The organism is Pedobacter xixiisoli, from assembly GCF_900215335.1.
GTDB lineage: Bacteria > Bacteroidota > Bacteroidia > Sphingobacteriales > Sphingobacteriaceae > Pedobacter > Pedobacter xixiisoli.
Window position 1 is genome coordinate 1298829 of record NZ_OCMT01000002.1, and the last position, 22272, is coordinate 1321100.

The window sequence follows — 22272 nt, forward strand, 5'->3', positions numbered from 1 at the left end:
TTATTTTACCATGCGGCCTTTCCAATTGTATTTGCCCGAATTTCCGGCAATGCCAATATAAACAATGTAAATGATATGCAGTACGTTCAAAATTGGCAGCCACCATAACAATGCTTTTCTTTTGAAAAAAGACATCATATTATTAAGGAAAATAAATTCTAATACCAGCTTTGCAGCCAATTGAAATATTAAGAAGGGTAATGTTGCGGGAGAGAAAATAGCCAAGATGGCATTGACGATAATGCTTAGATTGAACATCCAAACGCTTACGCCTAAAATAATAACTGATTTTTCTTTATAACGAGTACTTTTTGACGCCCAACGTTTACGCTGCTGAATAAATTCGCCCAATGTTTCCTTGGCATGGGTGTAAACTACAGCATCTTTATTTTTAAGGAATCCGATTTTATCTCCGTAGATAGCTGCCATTTTGTGCAGCAGCAATTCATCATCACCAGAAGCCAAATCATCGATTCCTTTGAAACCGCCAACTTCGAAAAAAGCCTTTTTTTCATAAGCTAAGTTTGCACCGTTACAGGTACTTGGATTTTTATTACCTATGGTTGATGCTCCCAAACCAATAAGATACGAGAACTCTAAGGCTTGAGCCCTTTCGAAAAAGCTTTTCTCTTCAAAATAAGCCACAGGCGAGGAAATCATTTTACAGTTAGTGGCTTCGTAATAATTTACGATAGTGGCAAGCCATTCAGCTCCCATCCTGCAATCGGCATCGGTAGTGATAATCAAATCGCCCTTGGCTTGACCAATAGCGGTTTGAATCGCCATCTTCTTATAAGAATTCAATGCTTTATGTTCGTTAAGCTGAATTAAATTAATCCCTTTGTAAGATTTTACGATCTCGGCTGTACGGTCAGTAGAATGGTCATCAATAATGATTACTTCAAACAAATCTCTTGGGTAACTTTGTGCCAATACATCATCAATCGTTTTTGCAATTTTATCTTCTTCGTTACGAGCTGCAATAATTATAGAAACAACGGTAGAGGGCTGCTTCAAACTTTTCAGATAAGGCTTAATTCTAATCCAACCGACAATGAAAGTAATCACTACAAACACATAGATGAGTGTTAAAAAAGCGGAGAAGTAGTTAATTGCGTCGAGTATTTCCAAAGAAGTTGAGTTTAAATACGAAATATGAGCCTAAGATAGCAGGAATTATAATATTGATGAGCCAAATACTTGCAATACATGCCACCACCGCTGTGTTTTGGCTAGTTACATATTTGAAGAAAAACAAGGCTGTTACACTTCTAATGCCTACATCCAGCAAATCTAATGAAGGTAAAGTAGATTGTACAAAAAACAAGATTGGCACTAACATTAATATGTCAAGCAACCTTAGTTCGGGTATTAACCATAAAAACATGATGATATATTGCGTGGTAAAAACAGCATATCTAGCTAAGCAAAACAATAATATCTTTAAAAGCTCTTTCTTTTGATACCGGGCTAATACAGCGTAGAACTTTTGGTATTTGCGAGTAAATTTTACAGATAACAATAAACCATTAAGCCATTTAATATTGAAGTAGAAGATGATAAAAAACAGTGCAAAAACGAAAGCTGCCGCACAAATTGCAGCTTGCAGAATAGGTTCTAACGGAATAAAGTGATATACGAATATGCAAACGGTGATTGCGCCAAAAACGTTAGTTAGCACGAGTTGACCGATGTTTCCTACGGTCATAGCTACAACGCCAATAATCCTCCTTTTTGGAGAAAGGAAAAACACACGGCCTCCATATTCTCCCAATCTATTAGGCGTAAAAACGGCCCACGTTAATCCACAAAACACAGATTCTACAGCTCGCCACAAGCTAATTTGCTCCACTCTGGCAATGAGTTCTTTCCACTTTACGGCTTCCAAACCCCAGTTAAAAAGCATTAATATAAATACACTACCAATTACCATCCAAATTTGCTGGTTCGGAATACTATCTAATAGTTTGATGAACTCTTTAAGATCATTGTGCTTGGTTAGCTTATTGTAAATGAACCAAAAAGCAAAAGCCACTACGGCTATTTTGATGAGAGTGGTTAGTACTGTTTTATAGTTGGATGTCAAAATTACTTATCTTTATAATGCCCCCATGTTGAAAGGACATAAACAAATTCATCCTTTATTTCATAAACAAACCTGTGTTGTTCGTTTATCTTTCTGCTCCAAATTTCACTTTTCTGGTGTTTTAATTGTTCAGGTTTACCCGTACCAACTCTAGGGTTAGTTTGACACTCAAATGTGAAGATTTTTATTTTCTCTATTAGAATCTTTTGACCAGATTTCTGATGTTTAACAACATCTTTCTTAGCTATATCTTTAAAATCTATGATAAAACTCATAATGAGTCAAAAAATGAGTCTATATCTTTTTTAGTTTTAAGGATGGTTCCAGAACCTGATTTAGCTTTCTCAATCTTTTCCTCAAACTCCTCTTTACTCAACTCAGATTCATCATCTTTAATCTTCATTTTTTTCACTCCAAAAGCCTTAAGTACAGCTTTAAGCTTTGAAACTTCAGATTGTTCTATCTCAAACGAAAATGTGGTCATGACTCTTGATTTTTTATTTTCTACTTTCACAAAAATACATAAAAACATCTGGAAACTTAAATTGGTATAAAATCTAGATGTGTGTAAATCAACAAGAGATTGAACAAATAAGTTCTATTTTTGTGCTATGTTGACTGAAAAAAAGGAACGTGTTATTTTAGGTATTGACCCAGGAACGGCAATTATGGGTTATGGAGTGATTTTGGAAAAAGGGAGTAAGATGGAGTTAGTAACTATGGGCATCGTACGCATGGACCACTTAGACGACCACTTCCTTAAACTTCAGCGCATCTTCGAAAAAACCATGGTATTGCTAGAGACCTACAAGCCGGATGCTTTAGCCATCGAAGCACCGTTTTACGGCAAGAACATACAGGTTATGCTTAAACTCGGCAGAGCGCAAGGCATCGCTATGGCTGCCGCACTGTCTAAAAACATTCCAGTATCAGAATACGCTCCCAGAAAAATCAAACAGTCGATTACCGGAAAAGGAACTGCCACCAAAGAACAAGTTGCCGCAATGTTGCAACGCTTGCTCAACTTTAAAGAAACTCCCGAATTTTTAGATGCTACCGATGGTTTAGCAGTTGCCGTTTGTCACTCGTTCCAAAGAATCCCTACCAGTGGAGGCAAAAGTAAATCTTACTCTGGCTGGGAAGCTTTCGTTACAGATAATAAAAAAAGAGTGAAGTAAGTTTATTTTTCTATCCAATCTTTGAACACAGAAGTTGCACTTTGGCTAGTCATCAAATTTTGTTCACTATTTTTTAATTTAACAGCTAAGGTATTTTTGTTATAACGCTCTAATCCTATAATGTAAGTTTTGTGAACAAGCTGCCCCCTATTTATCCTAAAAAAACATTTCGGGTCTAAATCTTCCTCTATTTCTTTCAAGGTGGCTTGTGTAAGCAGGTGTTTCTTGCCTTGACAATCTATTGCGAAAACAATTCCATCTTCCGCGTTTAAAAAAACAATATCATCGATTTCTAAAAAATAGGTGCTCTTAGCTTTACTGATGGAAAATCTGGTTCTGTAATTCTTTTGGATGGAAGATTGACCCAATAGCGAACCCAGCTTTTCTATCATCGAATTATCAAGTTGGGGTTTCGACTGATAAAGCAACTTGAATTTTTGCCATGCTTTTTCAAACCTGCCGAAAGAAAATGGCTTTAAAAGATATGCGATGCCGTTACTTTCAAAAGCATCCATTAAAAACTGATTGTAGGCCGTAGTAAATATAATCGGACAATTAGGCGTTACTTTTTGATAAATGCCGAAAGCGTTACCATCCGTTAATTCTATATCGGAAAAAACGATGTCGATATCCACATTATCTTTAAAAAAGACAATCGCATCTTCAACACTACTTAATTCTGCTACAATGGTCAGTGGTTCGCTTAGCTCTTCTAAAAATCGCTTCAGTTTTCTTACTGCAGGTGCTTCATCTTCTATAATTACAATTTTTGTCATCAGTTATTTACTAAATAATAGGTAAGCACACAGTAAAAGAATCCTCAGTCTTTATAATTTCTAAAGGCTTATTCGTTAGCAAAGCATACTGTTCGCTTAGATTTTGCAAGGCTCTACCTCCCCCTGTCTTCTTTTTCTTTTTAATTGCAACATTATTGGTAACTAAGAGTTGGTCTGTAATTTCTATTAGAATATTGACAGGATGGCTCGCAGTACCTAAATTATGCTCCACTGCATTTTCTACAAGTAGTTGTAGTGCTAAAGGAGCTACAAAGCCATCAACTTCTTTAGGAGCATTTATTTGTAGATGATAGCCGTTGTTTAACTTGTACTGCATGATCCTAAAATAAGATTGTGCAAATACCAATTCCTCCGTTATCGAAACTAACTTTTCATTGGATACTTCAAGTACATAGCGATACAGCTCAGCAAAATCATTTAGAAAATCTGAAGCTTTACTTTGATCTTCCTCTATAAGTTGATCTAGGGCATTTAAGTTATTGAACAAAAAATGTGGATTGAGCTGCATTTTCAATTGAGCAATTTTACTATCAGCCAACGCTTTGTTATAGCTTAGCAGCTGCTTGGTATCATTCTTGTTTTTTTGATAGAAAAAATAGGCGATAAAAAAGCCTCCGTATATACATACATCTAAAACATTACCTATGTTATTATTTAGAAATACATTACCGTTGAAATTTCTATCCCAAGTATTAAAAATCAATGCTATTATTGCCGAGATAAGATTTGCTACGAAAAGATATAATAATAATGATAGCGCAAAAACTTTGATTACCGCTACAAAGTCTAGTTCATTAGACCTTTGAAATCGCTTTAATAGTTTTGTGATAATTAGAAACACAATACAGCTTTCTATAAATGTACCGATTGCCGCTTCTGGTGTAAATGTGTAGAAATCGACAGTTTGTCGCACTAAAATACGTCCCTGTATAGATTGCGCATAACCAAACAGAAATATGAATCCAAAAAAATATTGATGAAGCTGTAGTGTTTTTAGAAATTTCATCACATAAAAATATAAAAGTAGCCCTTTTTATTTGGGCTACTTAACCTTATTTAGCTTACTTAGGAAAAGATGCAATCACATTTCCTTTGTCATCGAAAAAACTGAGTTTAGCTTCATTGTTTTCATCTACGTAGAACATCGCTTTTGGCCTCCCTTTGTCGTCATTTAGGAATAATCCATTCTTACGGCTTCTGGTCTGACCAAGCATCACACGAGGAGCACCACCCATTAAACCTTTTGCTACATATTCTTCATATTTCTTTTTAGAAGCTGCAGGATCGGTCTTTTTCAACTTTGCAAGCTCTTCGTAAAGCTGATCGTTAAACTGCGTTTCATTTGCAGGTCTATCATTAAACACCAAACTACTAGTCACATAACGATGTTCTCCTTCCTTAAAATCTTGGGTAAGTAATTGCATCACTTGATCGCCATCGTACTGATCGTATGTTAAAGACAAACCAGCACTGTGGCCGTTGGCTTTCTTTTGTCCATCATAGATAAAACCTCCACATTCTATTCCTTCTTCATTAAAAAACAGCATTCCAGAACGCTTTTTACGTTTTACATTGGTAGGCCTGTGATTAATAGAATCCTGACCGTTAGGAAAACGGTCTACATTGGTGATGACCATTTTAACCGTTCCGTCTTTTTCGATGATGTTGATTCTTTCTACATCTATTTCCGTAAACCTTTGATTACCTATTTTTTTGAAAGCCGAAGAGGCAAGTATAATCACACCAAAGGCTGTAGCTACACCAAAGCTTCTTAAAAACACCAGTTCCTTATTCATTTCCTCGTTTTTTTTTAGATTAATATGATTTGAATAGCACAAAACTATTTGTCAAAACGCATCTTAAAAAGATAAAAGAAGTGAGCTAAGGAAAATATCCAATTAACTAAGGAAAATTGAAAAGAAACAGCAAGTTGTCTATTATAAAAATACTAGACTGTATGTATTTTCTTCTTCGGGAACACCAGCGAAGCGATGATACTTAAAGCTAAAATTCCTACAATAATAATCAAAGAATGTTCCGTAGTAAAACCCCAAGCTTTTAAATAACCATGCCCCAACATTTTAACTCCGATGAAGGTTAATAAAACTGCTAATCCCGTTTTTAGGTAATGGAATTTATGAATGATATTCACCAAAAGGAAGAACATTGAACGCAAACCCATGATGGCAAAAATATTAGAGAAGAACACAATGTAAGCATCTTTCGTTACTGCAAAAATCGCAGGGATTGAATCTACCGCAAAAATCAAATCAGTAAACTCAACAATAAGTAGTACCAAAAACAAAGGTGTTACAAACTTTTTACCGTTAATCTTGTGGAAGAACTTCTTGCCTTCGTACTTAGGATGTATCTTGAAAAAACGTGAAGCAAATTTAACTACGGGATGGTTTTCGGGATCTATCTTCTCGTCTTCATCTTTAGAGAAAAACATTTTCACACCAGTAAAAACCAAGAACGCACCGAACACATACAAAATCCATTCAAACTGATTGATTAAAGCCGCACCTACAAAGATGAAGATAAACCTCATGATAATGGCTCCTAAAATACCCCAGAATAAAACCCTGTGATAGTATTTTTCGGGCACAGCAAATGCAGAGAAAATCAGCACGATAACGAAGATATTATCTACAGAAAGTGCGTATTCTACTACGTAACCCGTTAAAAACTCAATCCCTAAGTTTTTCTTATAAATTTGCAAACTAGCCTCGAAACTTTCCGGAACAATAGTGATTGGATGCTTGTGAGCTGCAATAACTTCTTTTAAACGCTCCATACTATCTATCCCATGAAGATAATCGCCTTTTAAGATTAGCAGCAGATAGAAACTTAGCGCTAATAGCACCATGACAAAGCTCATGATACCGGCTTGCTTTAAGCTTACTACATGCTCTTTCTTACTAAAAAGGCCCAGATCTAGGGCTAGGATAAATACGATGAAAAGAAGAAATCCACCGATGAATATTAATTCGTGCGACATTATTTTTTACGTTCTGTAGTATATTTGACCAATTGCTGCAGTCCGGTTTTAGCATCTCCATCTGGAAATGTTTCTAAAACTTCGAAAGCCTTATTTTGGTATTCAAGCATTTTTTGATTGGCATAATGCACACCCTCATTAGCATTTACAAAATCGATGATTTGCTGTATCTTCTTCGGGTCGTCGTTATGGTTTTTTACTAAGTTAATGATATTTTTACGCTCGGCTTTATCAACCCTGTTTAAAGCGTAAATTAAAGGTAAAGTCACTTTCTTCTCTTTAATATCGATGCCTACAGGCTTGCCCACATCATCAGTTCCAAAATCAAAAGTATCATCTTTAATTTGAAAAGCAATTCCCACCAATTCACCGAACAATCGCATCTTTTCAATATCTTCTTCCGAAGCGCCACTTGATGCAGCACCACATGCACAGCATGAAGCAATTAAGGAGGCTGTTTTTTGACGGATGACATTAAAATACAATTCCTCGCTTATATCCATCCTACGTACCTTCTCTACCTGCAAAAGCTCCCCTTCACTCATTTGTTGTACCGCTTCAGACACAATCTTCAACAACTGAAACTCATTGTTGTTTACCGAAAGTAGCAAACCTTTAGAAAGCAGATAATCACCCACTAAAACAGCAATTTTGTTTTTCCAAAGCGCATTGATAGAAAAGAAACCTCGACGCTCGTAAGCGTTATCCACTACATCATCGTGAACCAAAGTTGCTGTATGCAACAGCTCAACCAAAGCAGCACCTCTATGCGTAGATTCTACTATACCACCGCAAAGCTTGGCTGCAAAAAATACAAACATGGGGCGCATTTGCTTCCCTTTTCTTTTAACAATATAATGGGTAATTCTATTTAGCAGGGGCGCACTACTCTGCATCGACTCCTTGAACTTTACCTCAAAGGCATCAATTTCTGCTGCAATAGGCTGCTTAATCTGATCTATTCCGGGCATCTGTCAAAAATGTGTTTGCAAACTTAGTTGAATTTCTATTAAAAGCGTATTTTTAATGAAACTATTCGCACAGACCTTCATTAATCTTATTAATCTTACAGCCAAACAAGCCATACACTTATGAAAACCATTCTAAGAACTCTCGCTATCTTAATTGCTCTTTTGGGAATTATTTATTTGTTTGGACCAAAAACACAAAAGGCAAAGTATGAAACATCACTGCCAACAGTACCAGCTTTGGACTCTTTAACTACTCATGTTAAAAATCAGGAAAGCAAACATAAAATAAAACCTAACAATCAAGCTGAAGTTATTTGGGCAGACAGCAGTCATCAACAGACCGCATACGCAGTTGTTTATCTTCATGGCTTCTCTGCATCAAAAGAAGAGGGGAATCCAGTTCATATCAATTTTGCAAAATCCATTAAAGCCAATCTTTATTTAGCTCGCTTATCAGATCATGGTATTGATACAGTGGCTCCCATGCAATATTTAACTGCCGACAGACTTTGGGAAACAGCGAAAGAAGCCTTTGCAGTTGGTAAAAAACTGGGTAAAAAAGTAATATTAGTAGGCACTTCTACTGGCGGAACCTTGGCTTTACAGTTAGCAGCTACTTATCCTGAAGTACATAGCTTGATTTTACTATCGCCAAACATTGCCATTAATGATGATAAAGTTTGGTTGTTAACTAAACCTTGGGGCTTGCAAATTGCCCAAGCTGTCAGTAAAAGCAATGAACGTATCCTAGACGGAAAATCTCCCGTCTACAAAAAATACTGGTATGATCATTATCGCTTAGAATCTGTAGTTCAATTACAAGAGCTATTGGAAAGCAGCATGACAAAAACAAATTTTGAAAAAGTGAAACAACCAACGCTATTACTTTACTATTATAAAAACGAAAAGGAACAAGATCCTGTGGTTAAGGTATCTGCAATGCTTAGCATGTTTGATGAATTGGGCACTACTGTGGAGAAAAAAGAAAAGCATGCCTTACCTAAAACTGGCAATCATGTAATTGGTTCTGCCATTACTTCAAAAGATATTCCGAGTGTCGAAAAAGCGATTGATCAATTCGCCAAGAAGCATATCGATTATTAACCAAACAGCTGATGGCGATTAACATTTTGGCTAAAGCCAAATATTTAAAAACCGTCGACTAAAGTCGACGGCAATGTTTTACAATCTGGCAATATTTTACAGTTCATTACTTACGCTACCATTAAACCAATAAAATGTACATTTGCTACCTAATTCAAGAATACCACTTTTTTATATGATGGAATGGAAAAATTTGCTTTCAGCAAAACGTTGGGGACACGAAGACAAAGCAATAAGAGATACAGACGAGGCCAGATCTCAATTTCAAATCGATTACGACAGGTTAATTTTTTCTTCGCCTTTTAGGAGGCTACAAAACAAAACACAAGTTTTCCCTTTACCAGGAAGTGTATTTGTACATAATCGTTTAACGCACAGTTTAGAGGTAGCAAGTGTGGGTAGATCTTTAGGAAGGATTTTCTATAACCAAACTAAAAAAGACAACCCAAATATTGACAAAGAAGTGCCTTTGATGAGTGAAGTAGGCAATATTGTTGCCGCAGCAGCACTCGCACACGATTTAGGTAATCCAGCTTTTGGACACTCGGGAGAAGCAGCAATTTCACGTTATTTCACTAATGGCGAAGGCAAATTCTATCTAGACCAACTAGAAGAAGTGCAAAAAAAGGACTTCACCCATTTTGAAGGAAATGCCAATGCTATCCGCATTCTAACACATCCATTCGAAGGTAAAGGAAATGGTGCTTATGCGCTTACGTATTCTACTTTAGCCGCTATCGGGAAATACCCTTGCGAATCTATATTAGGGCATCAAAAACCGTTGTTGCATCGTAAAAAATATGGTTTCTTTCAATCAGAGAAAGAAATTTTCAGAAAGATAGCTACAGAATTGGGGATGATATCCGACAGTGAAAATCCACTAGGTTATTTTCGACATCCGCTTAGTTATTTAGTAGAAGCCGCTGATGATATTTGCTACGGAATTATTGACCTAGAAGATGCGCATCGTTTGCAGATACTAAGTTTCGATGAAGTGAAAAATTTGCTATTGCCGTTATGTAACAGCACCACTTTAGAAGAACGACTGCAAAACGATCTAGAAGATGACGATGCAAAAGTAAGTTTGTTGAGAGCAAAAGCAATTAGCACTTTAATCTACGAATGCTCTGCTGTTTTCTACGCTCAACAAAGCGCTATCCTAAGTGGCACTTTTAATCAAAGTTTAACAGATACCCTACCCGAGGCTTATTTAAATGCTTGGAAGAAGATTGAGAAAGTCTCGGTAGAAAAAATCTACAACTACCAATCGGTTATACAAAAAGAGGTTTCTGGCTATAAGGTAATGGCTGGTTTACTAGAAGAATTTGTGCCTGCCTTGGTCAATAACGATAGTCACTATTATAAAAAGTTAGTAAAGCTGATACCAAAACAATTCCATACCGAAAAAGAAGATCTATATTCTCGTGTACAGAGTGTACTGGATTTCGTATCTGGCATGACTGATTTGTATGCCGTTGAACTTTATGGAAAGATTAAGGGTATTTCATTTCCATCGGTGACTTAGCGAAGACCTAAAATAGAAAGTCATTGCGAATTTATTTCGGGATCGTAATGCAATAGAAAATCATTTTTTGCTAAATAATCATATCGTCTTTGCGAGGCACCAAGCAATCTTAAAGCGAAATACTAAGCAACTATAATCCAAAGATTTCTCGACTACGCTCGAAATGACGGAAATACGAAAGGGCTGTTCTAAACTTTAGAACAGCCCTTTTTAACTTTATACTTTTAACTTTTTACTTATTTACCTTGTCCCATGCCGCCCATGCCGCCACCTTGTTGTTGGTCTTGCTTCACGTCATCATTTTTAATTTTCTTTTTCTCAGTAAACTTCAACTTACCAAATTTGTAGCTAAAGTTTAAGCTGATCTGACGTAATGGATAGTAAATATTAGAGGTTTGACCAAATGACTCTCCCGATTTTGATACCGTTTTGATATGTAGATCTCTATTGAACGGATTCAATAAGTTCAACCCAAGTGAAGCTTGTTTTTTCATGATGTCTTTTTTCACACCACCTCCATAGAAGAACATTGGATCTGTCTTGCTTTGGAAAGTATAACGAGGTGAGTTAACCACACCAAACAATTCTAAATTCCAACCACCTTTAAATGCTGTAGCAGAACGTAAAAAGAGGTTATAATTTAGATAAGTACCCTCGTGCATGCCTATTCTATTAGGATCTTTGTTCTCAATTTCGTAAGTATTTACACCTACGTTAGTCATTAAAGTCCATTTTGGTGTTGGGTTATAAGAAGCAAAAACGTTTGCGCCGAAACTTTGTGTAGTTCCAATGTTGTTATAAGTAGTCAAGGTTGATCCTGGAATATCGCCATCCGTAACAAAGTTTTCAATCACGTTTCTAGTATTTCTGTAAAATAATGAAGCATTGATCATTGAACCTTTAATGAAAGTTGAGTAACCTAATTCTACATTATGGCTCAACTCTGGATCTAGATCTGGATTACCCTGCATTACGCTATACGGGTTTGTTTCATTCAAAAATGGATTTAAGTAAGCCAAACTTGGACGTTGCACCCTTTTATTATAGGCTAATTTAATTGTAGTAGATCCTTTAATGGTTTGTGAAAGTACCGCACTTGGGAACAAGTTAAAATAATCATTTTTAACTGGAACACCGTTCGCATTGGTAAAACCGATTTCCGTATACTCGCCTCTTACGCCTCCTTTAAATTTTATCTTTTCCGTTAAATTGAAAGCGATAGTAGAATAAGCAGCACCAACATTTTGGTCGTAATCAAAATCCTGTGCAGAATTTTGAGCAAACTCACTTCTGATATTTCTTAAAATTCCTTTTGCTCCAACTTCCCAAGTTACTGTCTTACTAAAAGGATATACGTAGTCAGTTTGTAAGGTATACTCTCTATTTTTACCTACGTTATCGCTCTCTGTATATCTTAATGGAGCCCCAGAAGCATCGCGTTGATCATTTACAAATTCATTGGTATTTCTGCCTTGTATTAACTGACCAGCAACAGAAAATTCTTCGCCTTGTTTTTTGCTGGTCTTTCTGTAATCCAAATTCCAATCCAAGTTGTTGTTCCCCATATCGCTTCTACCAACAATAGTCCCATTTGGTACTCCATTCTCGAATATACTTGATCCAGAAGGTCCTCCGTTATAGAACCTGTTGTATTTAGCGTTGGTACTTAAGTTGTTATAAGCGTTAAAATCATAATCTAGACCTAAACTACCGTTAAAGCCTTCTCTTTTCCAATCAGACATTCCATTTTGCAAAACATCGCCCGAACTAGTTGTATTTAGGAAAGATGTTTTGGTTTCTTGCGGATAAGCAAAACTACCACCTAATGCCGTATTTGCACTAAAACGTCCAGATTTTGCTGTTAAGTTAAAGTTACCGTTGTTTTGGCGTGTACCTGCCGAAGCATTTACTGAACCGCTTACACCTTCTGCGTTGCTTTTCTTGGTGATGATATTGATGATACCACCAGAACCTTCTGCTTCATATTTAGCCGATGGGTTGGTAATTACCTCCACACTCTTAATCTGCTCTGCAGGAATCATTTTCAAGGCATCAGCTACGCTATTTGCCATCGTTCCAGATGGTTTTCCATTGATTAAAACCCTCACTGCACTTCCACGCAATTGAACGTTTCCATTCATATCTACAGATAACATCGGCACTTTACGCATTACATCAGTTGCATCTCCACCAGCATTGGTAGCATCTGCTTCTGCATTGTAAACCATACGGTCAATTTTATTCTCAACTACGTTCTTTTTTCCTTCAATAGTTACTTCATTTAAAGTACTTGCACTACCTGACAAAAAAACATTGCCCATATTGTTGTCTGGCTTTTCTGGAGTAGTTTTAACCAATACATTTTTAGTGGTGTACCCAATAAAACCAACCACCAATTTATATTCGCCAGGGGCGATGTTTTGGATAGAGACCTTACCTTTTGCATCTGTTAAGGCTCCATTTACTGGTTTTGATGTTTTGGTATTGATTAACGAAACTGTAGCGTATTCTACAGGTTGTTTAGTTAATGAATCTAAAATAGTTGCCGATATACGCCCTGTTACTTTCGGTGCTGCATTGCCTCCTCCCATCATCGGGAATTGCGCTTTTGCATTCATCATCATCAGTAAAGCGGCACAAATTAGTAGTAGTTTTTTCATTTTATTCTGTTGTTTGTACGTATTAGTCTTTCAAAGATATATTTTGTTACAGGGGCACTAAAGTAATTTCTCACAACTTGTAGGAAACCCTCGGTGAATGGCAATTTTTAAACGGCGAATGGTTTAGGATAAATCATTTTTCCGCTAAAAAAGTAATTCGCATAGAATATTGTTCAGCTTATATCCATAATTTAGTACGTAATAAACCAATAGCCCATGTCCAAATACCCGCTCGTCACATTTATCTGTGTTATTTCCTGCTGCTTTTTTTGTACCAAACCTAATTTCACTCCTTATAAGGCTGCAAACAATTGGCAAAACACAAGTGTAAAACCTCTTTTTAAGAACTATTTGGGCATTAACTTATTTGAATGGGATTACCTCACCTACCAACAGGAAAACCATATTAATGAAGCTAAAATGGAACGGATTAAAGCCTTTGGAACAGTAAGGCATTATCTAGATTGGGAAAAAATTGAAACCATACAAGATAGCTTTACATTTAACCCTTCGCATACCGGCAATTGGAACCTTGATATTATTTACCAACGCAATGCTCAGGAAGATATCGGAACTTTGGTTTGTTTAAAAACCATTCCTCAATGGTTAATTAACTCCTATCCCGAAAACCAAAGAGATTATGAAAATGTGCCTGCTCCTTATCCATTGGACAAGAGCAAACCAGAATCTTACATCGCACAAGCAAAAGCTGGCTTCCAACTTGCTGCAAGATACGGTCGAAATAAAAACATAGATCCTTCTTTAATTAAGATCAACACTAAAACTCGCTGGCCTGGAGATAACGCTAACGAATTGAAAACAGGTCTAGGTCTCATTGAATATATCGAATGTGATAACGAAAGGGATAAATGGTGGAAGGGGCAGCAGGCTTACCAAAGTCCTGAAGAATATGCCGCAAATCTTTCTGCTTTTTATGACGGGCATAAAGAAACACTCGGAAAAGATGTAGGGGTAAAAACGGCAGACACCTCCATTCAAGTTGTAATGGGTGGACTGGCCGTACCAGATACGAATTACGTTAGTCGTATGATTGAGTGGTGTAGAAAATACCGTGGCCTTAACCCTGATGGATCGGTGAACTTATGCTTCGATATAATTAATTACCATGCTTATTCTGGCGATACAGATTACAGCCAACGGAGCCGAAGCACTGTCGGTTTGGCACCAGAGCTTTCACTGATAGGAGAGCTTACGAAAAAGTTTGTCGCACTTTCTAGGGAAAAAGCAAATTCTATACCGGTATGGGTTACAGAAACTGGCTATGACATTTCACCGAATAGTAACATAAGAGCCATTTCCATCGGCAGCAAATCAGCTTTGGTAACACAAGCAGACTGGAATTTACGTACCTCATTGCTCTATGCTAGAAGTGGTATTAGCAGGTCTGTATTTTACATGCTGAATGATATTGTTAACGGAGATCCTTCAATTCAATTTAGCACCAGTGGCTTTATTAATCCTGATTTGAGCGCTCGTCCATCTTGGTACTACATGCAACAAGCTAAAACTATATTAGGCGACTATACTTACTCAAATACCATCCATCAAGACCCTATTGTTGATGTTTATAAAAAGGGGAACAAAGAAATTTACGTATTAACGATTCCAGACCAGATTGGACGTACCGCTAACTATACCTTAAATTTAGGCGATACTAAACAGGCAGTCCTCTACCATTTGCAAACGGACAAAGGAACAGCAAAAGCTACGAAGGTGAACTTAATAAACGGCAAGTTAAGTGTTAATGTAACCGAAACTCCTGTTTTTGTAGAAAAGCTTTAGCTTTGATGTGATGTGATGTGATGAAACAAAAAATACCAAATTAGTTTTACACTTATTTGGGGTTTTTAAATAGTTTGGTCGTCATCTCGACCGTAGTAATACGAAGTGGAGAGATCTTTCGACTAATATGACCAACCTGAAAGATTTCTCCACTTCGCTCGAAATGACGTGCTGACTATATTACAATATTCACAATCTTTCCTTTTACAAAGATGATTTTTTTTGGTGTAGCACCATTCAAAAATCCTTGAACTTGTTCATTGGCTAAAACAGCTGCCTCAGCGTCTTTAGGTTCTAACGCCAAGCTCAAATTCAAATTCATCTTCATTTTACCGTTGATAGAAATTGGATAAGCAAACTCGTCTTCTACCAAGTGATTAGGATTAAAAGTTGGATATGCTGCTGTAGACAAATCCTTGTTACCCAACAACGACCATAATTCTTCGCAGATGTGTGGTGCATAAGGTGCCAATACTACTACTAAATCTTGTAGAATTGCTCTCTTGTTGCATTTTAAATCTGTTAGTTCGTTTACGGCAATCATAAAGCTAGAAACTGAGGTATTGAAAGAGAACCTTTCAACATCATCTTGTACTTTCTTAATGATTTTATGCAATGCTTTCAACTCTGCTTTTGTTGGTTCAGCATCGCTTACGGTAAATTCCCAAGCTTCGTTATGGAACAAACGCCAGAATTTACGTAAGAACTTAAACACACCTTCGATACCATTGGTGTTCCAAGGTTTACTTTGCTCTAACGGACCTAAGAACATTTCGTACATACGCAAAGTATCTGCTCCGTATTGTGCAATTAACACATCAGGGTTTACCACGTTGAATTTAGATTTCGACATCTTTTCAACTTCTACACCGCAAACGTATTTGCCGTTTTCCAAGATAAGTTCAGCGTTTGCAAATTCATCTCGCCACGTTTTAAATTTCTCGATATCTAAGACATCATTCTCAACAATATTTACATCAACATGTAGAGCAATGGTTTTGTAGTCTTTTCTTAAACCAGCAGATACCAAAGTATTAGTGCCACGTCCTTCTTCATCAACCACACGATAAACAAAGTTACTCCTACCTTGGATCATCCCTTGGTTAATCAACTTTTTGAAAGGCTCTTCTTCTTGCACAAAACCTAAATCCTTCAAAAACTTGTTCCAGAAACGACTGTACAACAAGTGACCTGTGGCATGCTCATTACCACCGATGTACAAATCCACATCTTTCCAGTAATCTACCGCTTCTTTTGAAGCAAACTCGCTGTTGTTTTGCGCATCCATATAACGATACCAGTACCAACTACTTCCTGCCCAACCTGGCATGGTAGATAATTCGTACTCGTATTGGTCTTCATATTTCCAACCTTCGGCTCTACCTAGTGGCGGTTCCCCAGTTTCCGTTGGTAAATATTTATCGATTTCTGGCAATAACAATGGCAACTCTTCCTCTTTTAACAAGTAAGGCAAACCATCTTTAAAATATACTGGAATTGGCTCGCCCCAATAACGTTGGCGACCAAAAATAGCATCACGTTGACGGAAATTTACTTTTGCTTTTCCTACGCCTTGGTCCTCTAACCATTGGTTTAAGAAAGCAACCGCTTCTTTATATTCCATGCCGTTGATGAAACCAGAGTTAATGTATTTACCTTCTTTGGTTGGGTCGGCTTGTACATCAATATCTTTTTGTGCATCCAAAATTTGGATAATCGGCAAATTAAAGTGCGTTGCAAACAACCAATCGCGTTGGTCACCACTTGGCACGCCCATTACGGCACCTGTTCCATAACCCGCCAATACATAATCCGCAATCCACAATTGTACACGCTCGCCACTTACCGGATTAACCACGTAAGTTCCCGTAAAAGCACCAGAAACAGTTTTAGCATCCGCCATGCGGTCTAATTCCGATTTCTTCTTAGTTTGTAAGATGTAATTTTCGATATCAGCTTTTTGTTCTGGAGTAGTTAATTCTGCTACCCATTCGTGCTCTGGCGCTAAAACCAAATAAGAAACACCAAAAATCGTATCTACACGTGTAGTGAAAACTTCAATTTGTTTTTCGCTGTTTTCTACTTTAAACTTCACCGATGCACCCACGCTCTTGCCAATCCAGTTGCGTTGCATTTCTTTCATCGGTTCTGGCCAATCGATGGTGTCCAATCCTTGCAAAAGCCTATCTGCGTAGGCAGTAATTCTCATACTCCATTGCATCATTTTCTTTTGCTCTACAGGAAAACCACCACGCTCAGAAAAACCGTCTTTAACTTCATCGTTAGCCAATACGGTACCTAAAGCAGGACACCAATTTACCGTGCTTTCCTTTAAATAAGTTAAGCGATATTTTAATAGCTCTACTTGCTTTTCTTCTTCGCTAAAAGCAGCCCAATCAGTTGGCAAGAAACTTCTTGTATCTTCATCTTTAGCAGCCTTTACATCAGCACTGCCAGCCTCATTAAATTTATGAATTAAGGTAGAAATCGGCTCTGCCTTATCTGTTTCTAGGTTGTACCAAGAATTGAATAGCTGCATGAAAATCCACTGTGTCCATTTGTAGTAAGCTGGGTCGCTGGTACGAACTTCACGGCTCCAATCGAAAGAAAAACCGATTTGGTCTAACTGACGACGGTAAGTATTAATGTTAGTTTCAGTAGTTACTGCCGGATGTTGCCCAGTTTGGATAGCATACTGCTCAGCAGGTAAACCAAATGAGTCGTACCCCATTGGATGTAATACATTGTAACCTTTTAAACGTTTGTATCTCGAAAAAATATCTGAAGCAATATAACCCAGTGGATGACCAACGTGCAAACCTGCTCCCGAAGGATAAGGAAACATGTCCAAAACATAGTATTTCGGCTTGTCTGAATTGGCTTCGGCTTTAAACGACTGATTTTCTGCCCAGTATTTTTGCCACTTTTGTTCTATGGCTGCAAATTGATAATCCATTGATATGTTGTTTCTAATAACGCTCTTTAACGGGCAAAGGTAAGGAAATTTACGATTGGTCAAAAAGGGGGCAGTAGTCAGGTATCAGTGGTCAGAGAAATAACCAATAGACAAGCACCAATAATCAAACAACACATATTATCGCTGATGCAAATTCCTCTTAAATGTGCGGAAACGTCAGCAAAAATCTGCGGGATAGAAAATAATCAAGAACCAAGCATCATTATCAAACAAGAAATATTATCGCATTTGCTAACTTACGGACTTCCCGACTATCAACTTCCGGACTAAACACGTTAAAGAATGTTAAACTATCTTCACTAATCGATACATTTTCTCAACTTTATTCACTACCAACAATAAAACAATTGAGCAATTAAGCCCTCATTAAATTTAATTTTAAGTTATCTTTACTTATTTTCGCAAAAACAATTAAGTACGTATGGAAGAATTTGAAGTAAGTCAGGCGGCTAAAAAGACCAAAACAGTATATATTTCTACCATTTTCAGCATTGCATTAGTGTTGTTAATGTTGGGGATGTTGGGTTTAATCTTGGTACACGCTAAAAACTTATCTAATTATGTGAAAGAAAATATTGTTCTAAACATCATAGTAGATGAAGGTGCTAAAGAAACCGAAGTGCTTGCTTTTAAAAAGAATTTAGACAACAATATTGCAGTTAAACAAACGCAATACGTAAATAAAGAAGTTGCTCAGCATAACTTAACCAAAGATTTAGGTGAGGATTTCGTGAATTTCTTAGGTTACAATCCGCTACTTTCTACCATTGATGTTTACTTGAAAGCTGATTACGCTAATAACCAAAATATCGATGCGTTAAGAAAAAGTATAGAAAAAGATCCTATTGTAAAAGAAGTAGTTTACCAAAGCTCATTGATTGACATGGTGAATAAAAACATCAATACCATTAGTTTAATCGTATTGGGTTTTGCGGGAATTTTATTAGTAATTGCCATTGCTTTAATCAACAATACTATTCGCTTAGCCATTTTCTCTCAGCGTTTCTTAATCAAGAGTATGCAGTTAGTAGGCGCTACGAAGAACTTCATCCGTCAGCCATTTATTTTAGTTGCGGCTTTACATGGTATTATTGCATCATTCATTGCCATTATCATCCTTTTAGGATTGCTATACTACGCACAACAAGAGTTGCCAGAAATCATCATTTTGAGAAACTTTACCGAATTTGGCTTTGTATTCATCAGTATGATAGCGATTGGCATTTTCATTACTGCAATTAGCACTTGGTTTGCGGTAAGCAAATATTTACGTTTAAAAATTTACGACCTGTACAGATAGATCATGTCAGATAAAAAAATAACTTCTGCAACGCAGAACCAAAAAGAAGAATTGGTATTTACCAAGAAAAACTACCAATTGTTAATCATCAGCATGGTAATTGTTGTGGTTGGCTTTTTATTGATGATGGGCGCAGATGGAGATATCTACGATACTAGAAGAACACTTATTGCTCCGATAACCGTACTTTTTGGGTTTGGATTTGGTGTTTACGCTATTTTAAAGAGATAGAGCCTCTACACGAAAGCTAGGCAATTGCACTAGAATCGTAATTCTCAAATCTACAATCGTAAATTCCATAATGAATTATATACAAGCAATCATCCTTGCTATTATTGAAGGATTAACCGAGTTTTTGCCTGTTTCTTCTACAGGTCACATGATTATTGGAACGGCCTTGATGAACATGGAGCCTACTCCTTTTGTCAAACTTTTTACCATCGTTATCCAGCTTGGCACTATCTTATCAGTGTTGGTATTATATTTCAAACGCTTTTTCAAATCGTTAAACTTTTATTATAAATTGGTGGTAGCCGCCATACCAGCTTCAATTTTAGGGATCGTGTTAAACGACTTTATTGATTCGCTATTGGAAAGTCCATTAATGGTAGCTGTGATGTTAGTTGTTGGGGGAGTGATACTTCTGTTTGTAGACAAATGGTTTAACAAGCCACAAATTGACAACTCGGACGAAATCAGTTATAAGCAATCTTTCATTATTGGTCTTTACCAATGCTTGGCCTTAATTCCTGGCACTTCTCGTTCTGCAAGTACAATAGTTGGTGGAATGACGCAAAACCTCACACGTAAGGCAGCAGCCGAATTTTCATTCTTCTTGGCCATACCAATGATGCTGGGAGCGTCTGTTATCAAATTATACAAGTTTTTAAAAGAAGGCCATACTTTTTCTGGCGAAGAAATCAATATGTTAGTTATTGGCAATGTGGTTGGTTTTATCGTAGCTATTATTGCTATCAAAACATTCATCAATATCCTTACTAAACACGGTTTTAAAGCTTTTGGATGGTATCGTATTGTAGTAGGCTTAATCATCTTGGTTTTATTACTTTCTGGCCACGAATTATCAATCATTTAATCTGTAACTTTGCGGCCTAATAAAATACCGTATTGCAAGAAAATATTACATTTCCAGAATTTGACTTTGCCGCTGGCGAACTCCTGCTCATCAATAAACCGTATAAATGGACTTCTTTTGACGTTGTTGGAAAAATCCGTAACTCGTTAAAACCACAGAAGTTAAAGGTTGGCCATGCTGGTACTTTAGACCCTTTAGCCACCGGCTTGCTGATTGTTTGCACAGGAAAACTCACCAAGCAAATTGATACTTTCCAAGCGGAAGAAAAAGAATACACAGGAACTTTAGTTTTAGGAGCTACCACCCCATCTTACGATATGGAAACCGAGGTAGATGGCACTTTCGAGATTGCTAATATTACCGAGGAGCAAATCTACGCGGCTACAGCACAATTTACTGGTGACATCAGTCAATATCCGCCAGCGCATTCTGCAGTAAAAGTAAACGGCGAACGTTTGTATGTGAAAGCTCGTTTGGGTGAAGAGGTGGAATTAAAAAAACGCTTCGTAACCGTTAATGAGTTCGAAATTACCAGAATTGCTTTACCAGATGTAGATTTTAGAGTGGTTTGCAGCAAGGGAACTTATATCCGTTCGTTGGTTTCTGATTTTGGAAAAGCACTGAATAACGGAGCTTATTTGTCTAAACTTACACGCACAAGAAGTGGTAACTTTTTATTGAGTAAAGCCTATGAGCTCCCAGATTTGATTGGTTATCTTCGTAATAAAAAAGAAGAAGCAAAAGCAAATATCGAAACTGATGAAAAAGCTTAATAGTACAGAAAGTAAGCGTATGGCAAGGGAAATCCTTTTCATGTGCTTAGGTGTAATCTCTGCTTGTTTTGGATTGAAAAGTTTTTTAATGCCCGAAGATTTTATCGATGGTGGCGTAACAGGTATTTCCTTATTAGTAAGCACATTAACCAAATGGAATTTATCGTACCTCATCGTCATCATTAATATTCCTTTTATCATTTTAGGATATAAGCAAATTGGAAAAACTTTCGCACTTAAAACGTCCATCGCCATTGCGGCACTTTCTTTAGGATTGATTTTTATTCCTTTCCAACCCATTACCCACGAGAAAGTTTTAGTCGCTTTTTTTGGTGGATTTTTCTTGGGAGGTGGTATTGGTTTGGCAATGCGTGGTGGCTGTGTAATTGATGGCACCGAAGTTTTAGCACTTTACATCAGTAGAAATAGCCAACTAACGGTAGGAAATATCATTTTCATGCTTAACATTGTGATTTTCCTTTTTGCCGCTTATTTTATAAATATAGATACTGCATTATATGCTATACTAACCTACCTATCCGCTACCAATACCATCGATTTTATTGTAAACCGATTGGAAGCTTATACAGGTGTAACCATCATTTCTGAGGAGAATGAAACCATCAAATTGTTTATTATTAACGAGATGAAACGTGGTGTAACCATTTATAAAGGCGAAGGTGGTTATTTGCAGAAAAAAGACATCGACATTATTTATACAGTGGTAACGAAGCTCGAATTGAGCAAACTGCAAGATAAAGTAAACGAAATTGACCCAAATGCGTTTGTAGTACAACAACAAATTGCTGATTTAAAAGGTGGCGTAGTTAAACGTCAGGCTTTCCATTAAAATTAAAATGAAACCACATACACACAGAATGTTTTATCTAATAGACAGGAAAAACTATGTTTCTATGTGGTTAAAAAAGATTTATACGTTTTGAACCATCATGATTTTCAAGTCAAAAAATAAGCAAATAATCATGATAGCTCATCTCCAT

General features: G+C 36.9%; 20 protein-coding genes. 9 read left to right on the plus strand and 11 right to left on the minus strand.

The window, feature by feature from the left end:
* The 4 genes from CRO54_RS11790 to CRO54_RS11805 are packed head-to-tail and all read right to left on the minus strand — an operon-like array spanning position 1 to position 2600.
* Positions 1 to 1131: a glycosyltransferase family 2 protein gene (locus CRO54_RS11790; protein WP_097132164.1), complete on the minus strand. Its 1131-nt coding sequence runs from the start codon at positions 1129 to 1131 to the stop codon at positions 1 to 3.
* Complete coding sequence (locus CRO54_RS11795; RefSeq protein WP_097132165.1) at positions 1109 to 2086, minus strand: lysylphosphatidylglycerol synthase domain-containing protein; 978 nt, start codon at positions 2084 to 2086, stop codon at positions 1109 to 1111. The genes CRO54_RS11790 and CRO54_RS11795 overlap by 23 nt, the downstream gene beginning before the upstream one ends.
* 2 nt (positions 2087 to 2088) lie before the next feature.
* Positions 2089 to 2361 (minus strand): Txe/YoeB family addiction module toxin, encoded by a 273-nt coding sequence (locus tag CRO54_RS11800; RefSeq protein ID WP_097132167.1) that lies wholly within the window; start codon positions 2359 to 2361, stop codon positions 2089 to 2091.
* The gene (locus tag CRO54_RS11805; RefSeq protein WP_138765813.1) at positions 2358 to 2600 is read right to left on the minus strand and encodes a hypothetical protein; all 243 of its coding nucleotides are present in this window, start codon (positions 2598 to 2600) and stop codon (positions 2358 to 2360) included. Before CRO54_RS11805 ends, CRO54_RS11800 begins: the two co-directional genes overlap by 4 nt.
* 97 nt (positions 2601 to 2697) lie before the next feature.
* Here CRO54_RS11805 and ruvC point away from each other — a divergent pair, with 97 nt between their 5' ends.
* Positions 2698 to 3264, plus strand: coding sequence for a crossover junction endodeoxyribonuclease RuvC (gene ruvC, locus CRO54_RS11810; RefSeq protein ID WP_097132171.1), 567 nt, complete (start codon positions 2698 to 2700; stop codon positions 3262 to 3264).
* Positions 3265 to 3266: 2 nt separating this feature from the next.
* Here the strand turns inward: ruvC and CRO54_RS11815 are convergent, their stop codons facing one another.
* From CRO54_RS11815 to CRO54_RS11835, 5 genes are all read right to left on the minus strand, one after another.
* Positions 3267 to 4040, minus strand: coding sequence for a LytR/AlgR family response regulator transcription factor (locus CRO54_RS11815; protein WP_097132173.1), 774 nt, complete (start codon positions 4038 to 4040; stop codon positions 3267 to 3269).
* Between the two features lie 10 nt (positions 4041 to 4050).
* On the minus strand, positions 4051 to 5067 hold the full coding sequence (locus CRO54_RS11820) for a sensor histidine kinase (protein ID WP_097132175.1): 1017 nt from the start codon (positions 5065 to 5067) through the stop codon (positions 4051 to 4053).
* Between the two features lie 55 nt (positions 5068 to 5122).
* Positions 5123 to 5857 (minus strand): hypothetical protein, encoded by a 735-nt coding sequence (locus tag CRO54_RS11825; RefSeq protein WP_097132177.1) that lies wholly within the window; start codon positions 5855 to 5857, stop codon positions 5123 to 5125.
* A 152-nt stretch (positions 5858 to 6009) separates the two neighbouring features.
* On the minus strand, positions 6010 to 7062 hold the full coding sequence (locus CRO54_RS11830; RefSeq protein WP_097132179.1) for a TerC family protein: 1053 nt from the start codon (positions 7060 to 7062) through the stop codon (positions 6010 to 6012).
* Positions 7062 to 8033 (minus strand): polyprenyl synthetase family protein, encoded by a 972-nt coding sequence (locus tag CRO54_RS11835; RefSeq protein WP_097132181.1) that lies wholly within the window; start codon positions 8031 to 8033, stop codon positions 7062 to 7064. The genes CRO54_RS11830 and CRO54_RS11835 overlap by 1 nt, the downstream gene beginning before the upstream one ends.
* A gap of 120 nt (positions 8034 to 8153) precedes the next feature.
* Here CRO54_RS11835 and CRO54_RS11840 point away from each other — a divergent pair, with 120 nt between their 5' ends.
* On the plus strand, positions 8154 to 9137 hold the full coding sequence (locus CRO54_RS11840) for an alpha/beta hydrolase (RefSeq protein WP_097132184.1): 984 nt from the start codon (positions 8154 to 8156) through the stop codon (positions 9135 to 9137).
* 178 nt (positions 9138 to 9315) lie between these two features.
* Entirely contained in the window at positions 9316 to 10662 is a 1347-nt protein-coding gene (locus tag CRO54_RS11845) for a deoxyguanosinetriphosphate triphosphohydrolase (RefSeq protein ID WP_205943975.1), read from the plus strand.
* A gap of 236 nt (positions 10663 to 10898) precedes the next feature.
* Here the strand turns inward: CRO54_RS11845 and CRO54_RS11850 are convergent, their stop codons facing one another.
* Positions 10899 to 13322 carry a TonB-dependent receptor gene (locus CRO54_RS11850; RefSeq protein WP_097132188.1) on the minus strand — a complete coding sequence of 808 codons (2424 nt, stop codon included), beginning with the start codon at positions 13320 to 13322 and terminating at the stop codon, positions 10899 to 10901.
* Positions 13323 to 13538: 216 nt separating this feature from the next.
* Between CRO54_RS11850 and CRO54_RS11855 the strand changes: the two genes are divergently transcribed.
* Positions 13539 to 15125: a hypothetical protein gene (locus CRO54_RS11855; protein WP_138765814.1), complete on the plus strand. Its 1587-nt coding sequence runs from the start codon at positions 13539 to 13541 to the stop codon at positions 15123 to 15125.
* Between the two features lie 175 nt (positions 15126 to 15300).
* Here CRO54_RS11855 and leuS read toward each other — a convergent pair whose 3' ends face one another.
* Positions 15301 to 18081, minus strand: coding sequence for a leucine--tRNA ligase (leuS, locus tag CRO54_RS11860; RefSeq protein WP_097132192.1), 2781 nt, complete (start codon positions 18079 to 18081; stop codon positions 15301 to 15303).
* A gap of 442 nt (positions 18082 to 18523) precedes the next feature.
* Here leuS and CRO54_RS11865 point away from each other — a divergent pair, with 442 nt between their 5' ends.
* The 5 genes from CRO54_RS11865 (at position 18524) to CRO54_RS11885 (ending at position 22121) form a co-directional block, all read left to right on the plus strand.
* A complete protein-coding gene (locus tag CRO54_RS11865) occupies positions 18524 to 19402 on the plus strand; it encodes a cell division protein FtsX (protein ID WP_097132193.1) in 879 nt (292 codons plus the stop codon).
* A gap of 3 nt (positions 19403 to 19405) precedes the next feature.
* Positions 19406 to 19633, plus strand: a complete 228-nt coding sequence (locus CRO54_RS11870) for a DUF3098 domain-containing protein (protein WP_097132195.1) — start codon at positions 19406 to 19408, stop codon at positions 19631 to 19633.
* Between the two features lie 70 nt (positions 19634 to 19703).
* Positions 19704 to 20498, plus strand: a complete 795-nt coding sequence (locus CRO54_RS11875; protein WP_097132196.1) for an undecaprenyl-diphosphate phosphatase — start codon at positions 19704 to 19706, stop codon at positions 20496 to 20498.
* Positions 20499 to 20530: 32 nt separating this feature from the next.
* Entirely contained in the window at positions 20531 to 21271 is a 741-nt protein-coding gene (truB, locus tag CRO54_RS11880) for a tRNA pseudouridine(55) synthase TruB (protein WP_097132198.1), read from the plus strand.
* Positions 21258 to 22121, plus strand: a complete 864-nt coding sequence (locus CRO54_RS11885) for a YitT family protein (RefSeq protein WP_097132200.1) — start codon at positions 21258 to 21260, stop codon at positions 22119 to 22121. Before truB ends, CRO54_RS11885 begins: the two co-directional genes overlap by 14 nt.
* Positions 22122 to 22272 lie beyond the last annotated feature (151 nt).

Excerpts from the sequence above, each read along its gene's own strand:
- CRO54_RS11885 (WP_097132200.1), top strand. The coding sequence starts at position 21,258 with ATGAAAAAGCTTAATAGTACAGAAAGTAAGCGTATGGCAAGGGAAATC.
- CRO54_RS11840 (WP_097132184.1), top strand. The coding sequence starts at position 8,154 with ATGAAAACCATTCTAAGAACTCTCGCTATCTTAATTGCTCTTTTGGGA.
- ruvC (WP_097132171.1), top strand. The coding sequence starts at position 2,698 with ATGTTGACTGAAAAAAAGGAACGTGTTATTTTAGGTATTGACCCAGGA.
- CRO54_RS11870 (WP_097132195.1), top strand. The coding sequence starts at position 19,406 with ATGTCAGATAAAAAAATAACTTCTGCAACGCAGAACCAAAAAGAAGAA.
- leuS (WP_097132192.1), bottom strand. The coding sequence starts at position 18,081 with ATGGATTATCAATTTGCAGCCATAGAACAAAAGTGGCAAAAATACTGG.
- CRO54_RS11865 (WP_097132193.1), top strand. The coding sequence starts at position 18,524 with ATGGAAGAATTTGAAGTAAGTCAGGCGGCTAAAAAGACCAAAACAGTA.
- CRO54_RS11875 (WP_097132196.1), top strand. The coding sequence starts at position 19,704 with ATGAATTATATACAAGCAATCATCCTTGCTATTATTGAAGGATTAACC.
- CRO54_RS11800 (WP_097132167.1), bottom strand. The coding sequence starts at position 2,361 with ATGAGTTTTATCATAGATTTTAAAGATATAGCTAAGAAAGATGTTGTT.
- CRO54_RS11850 (WP_097132188.1), bottom strand. The coding sequence starts at position 13,322 with ATGAAAAAACTACTACTAATTTGTGCCGCTTTACTGATGATGATGAAT.
- CRO54_RS11820 (WP_097132175.1), bottom strand. The coding sequence starts at position 5,067 with ATGAAATTTCTAAAAACACTACAGCTTCATCAATATTTTTTTGGATTC.
- CRO54_RS11835 (WP_097132181.1), bottom strand. The coding sequence starts at position 8,033 with ATGCCCGGAATAGATCAGATTAAGCAGCCTATTGCAGCAGAAATTGAT.
- CRO54_RS11830 (WP_097132179.1), bottom strand. The coding sequence starts at position 7,062 with ATGTCGCACGAATTAATATTCATCGGTGGATTTCTTCTTTTCATCGTA.
- CRO54_RS11845 (WP_205943975.1), top strand. The coding sequence starts at position 9,316 with ATGGAATGGAAAAATTTGCTTTCAGCAAAACGTTGGGGACACGAAGAC.
- CRO54_RS11825 (WP_097132177.1), bottom strand. The coding sequence starts at position 5,857 with ATGAATAAGGAACTGGTGTTTTTAAGAAGCTTTGGTGTAGCTACAGCC.
- CRO54_RS11815 (WP_097132173.1), bottom strand. The coding sequence starts at position 4,040 with ATGACAAAAATTGTAATTATAGAAGATGAAGCACCTGCAGTAAGAAAA.
- CRO54_RS11855 (WP_138765814.1), top strand. The coding sequence starts at position 13,539 with ATGTCCAAATACCCGCTCGTCACATTTATCTGTGTTATTTCCTGCTGC.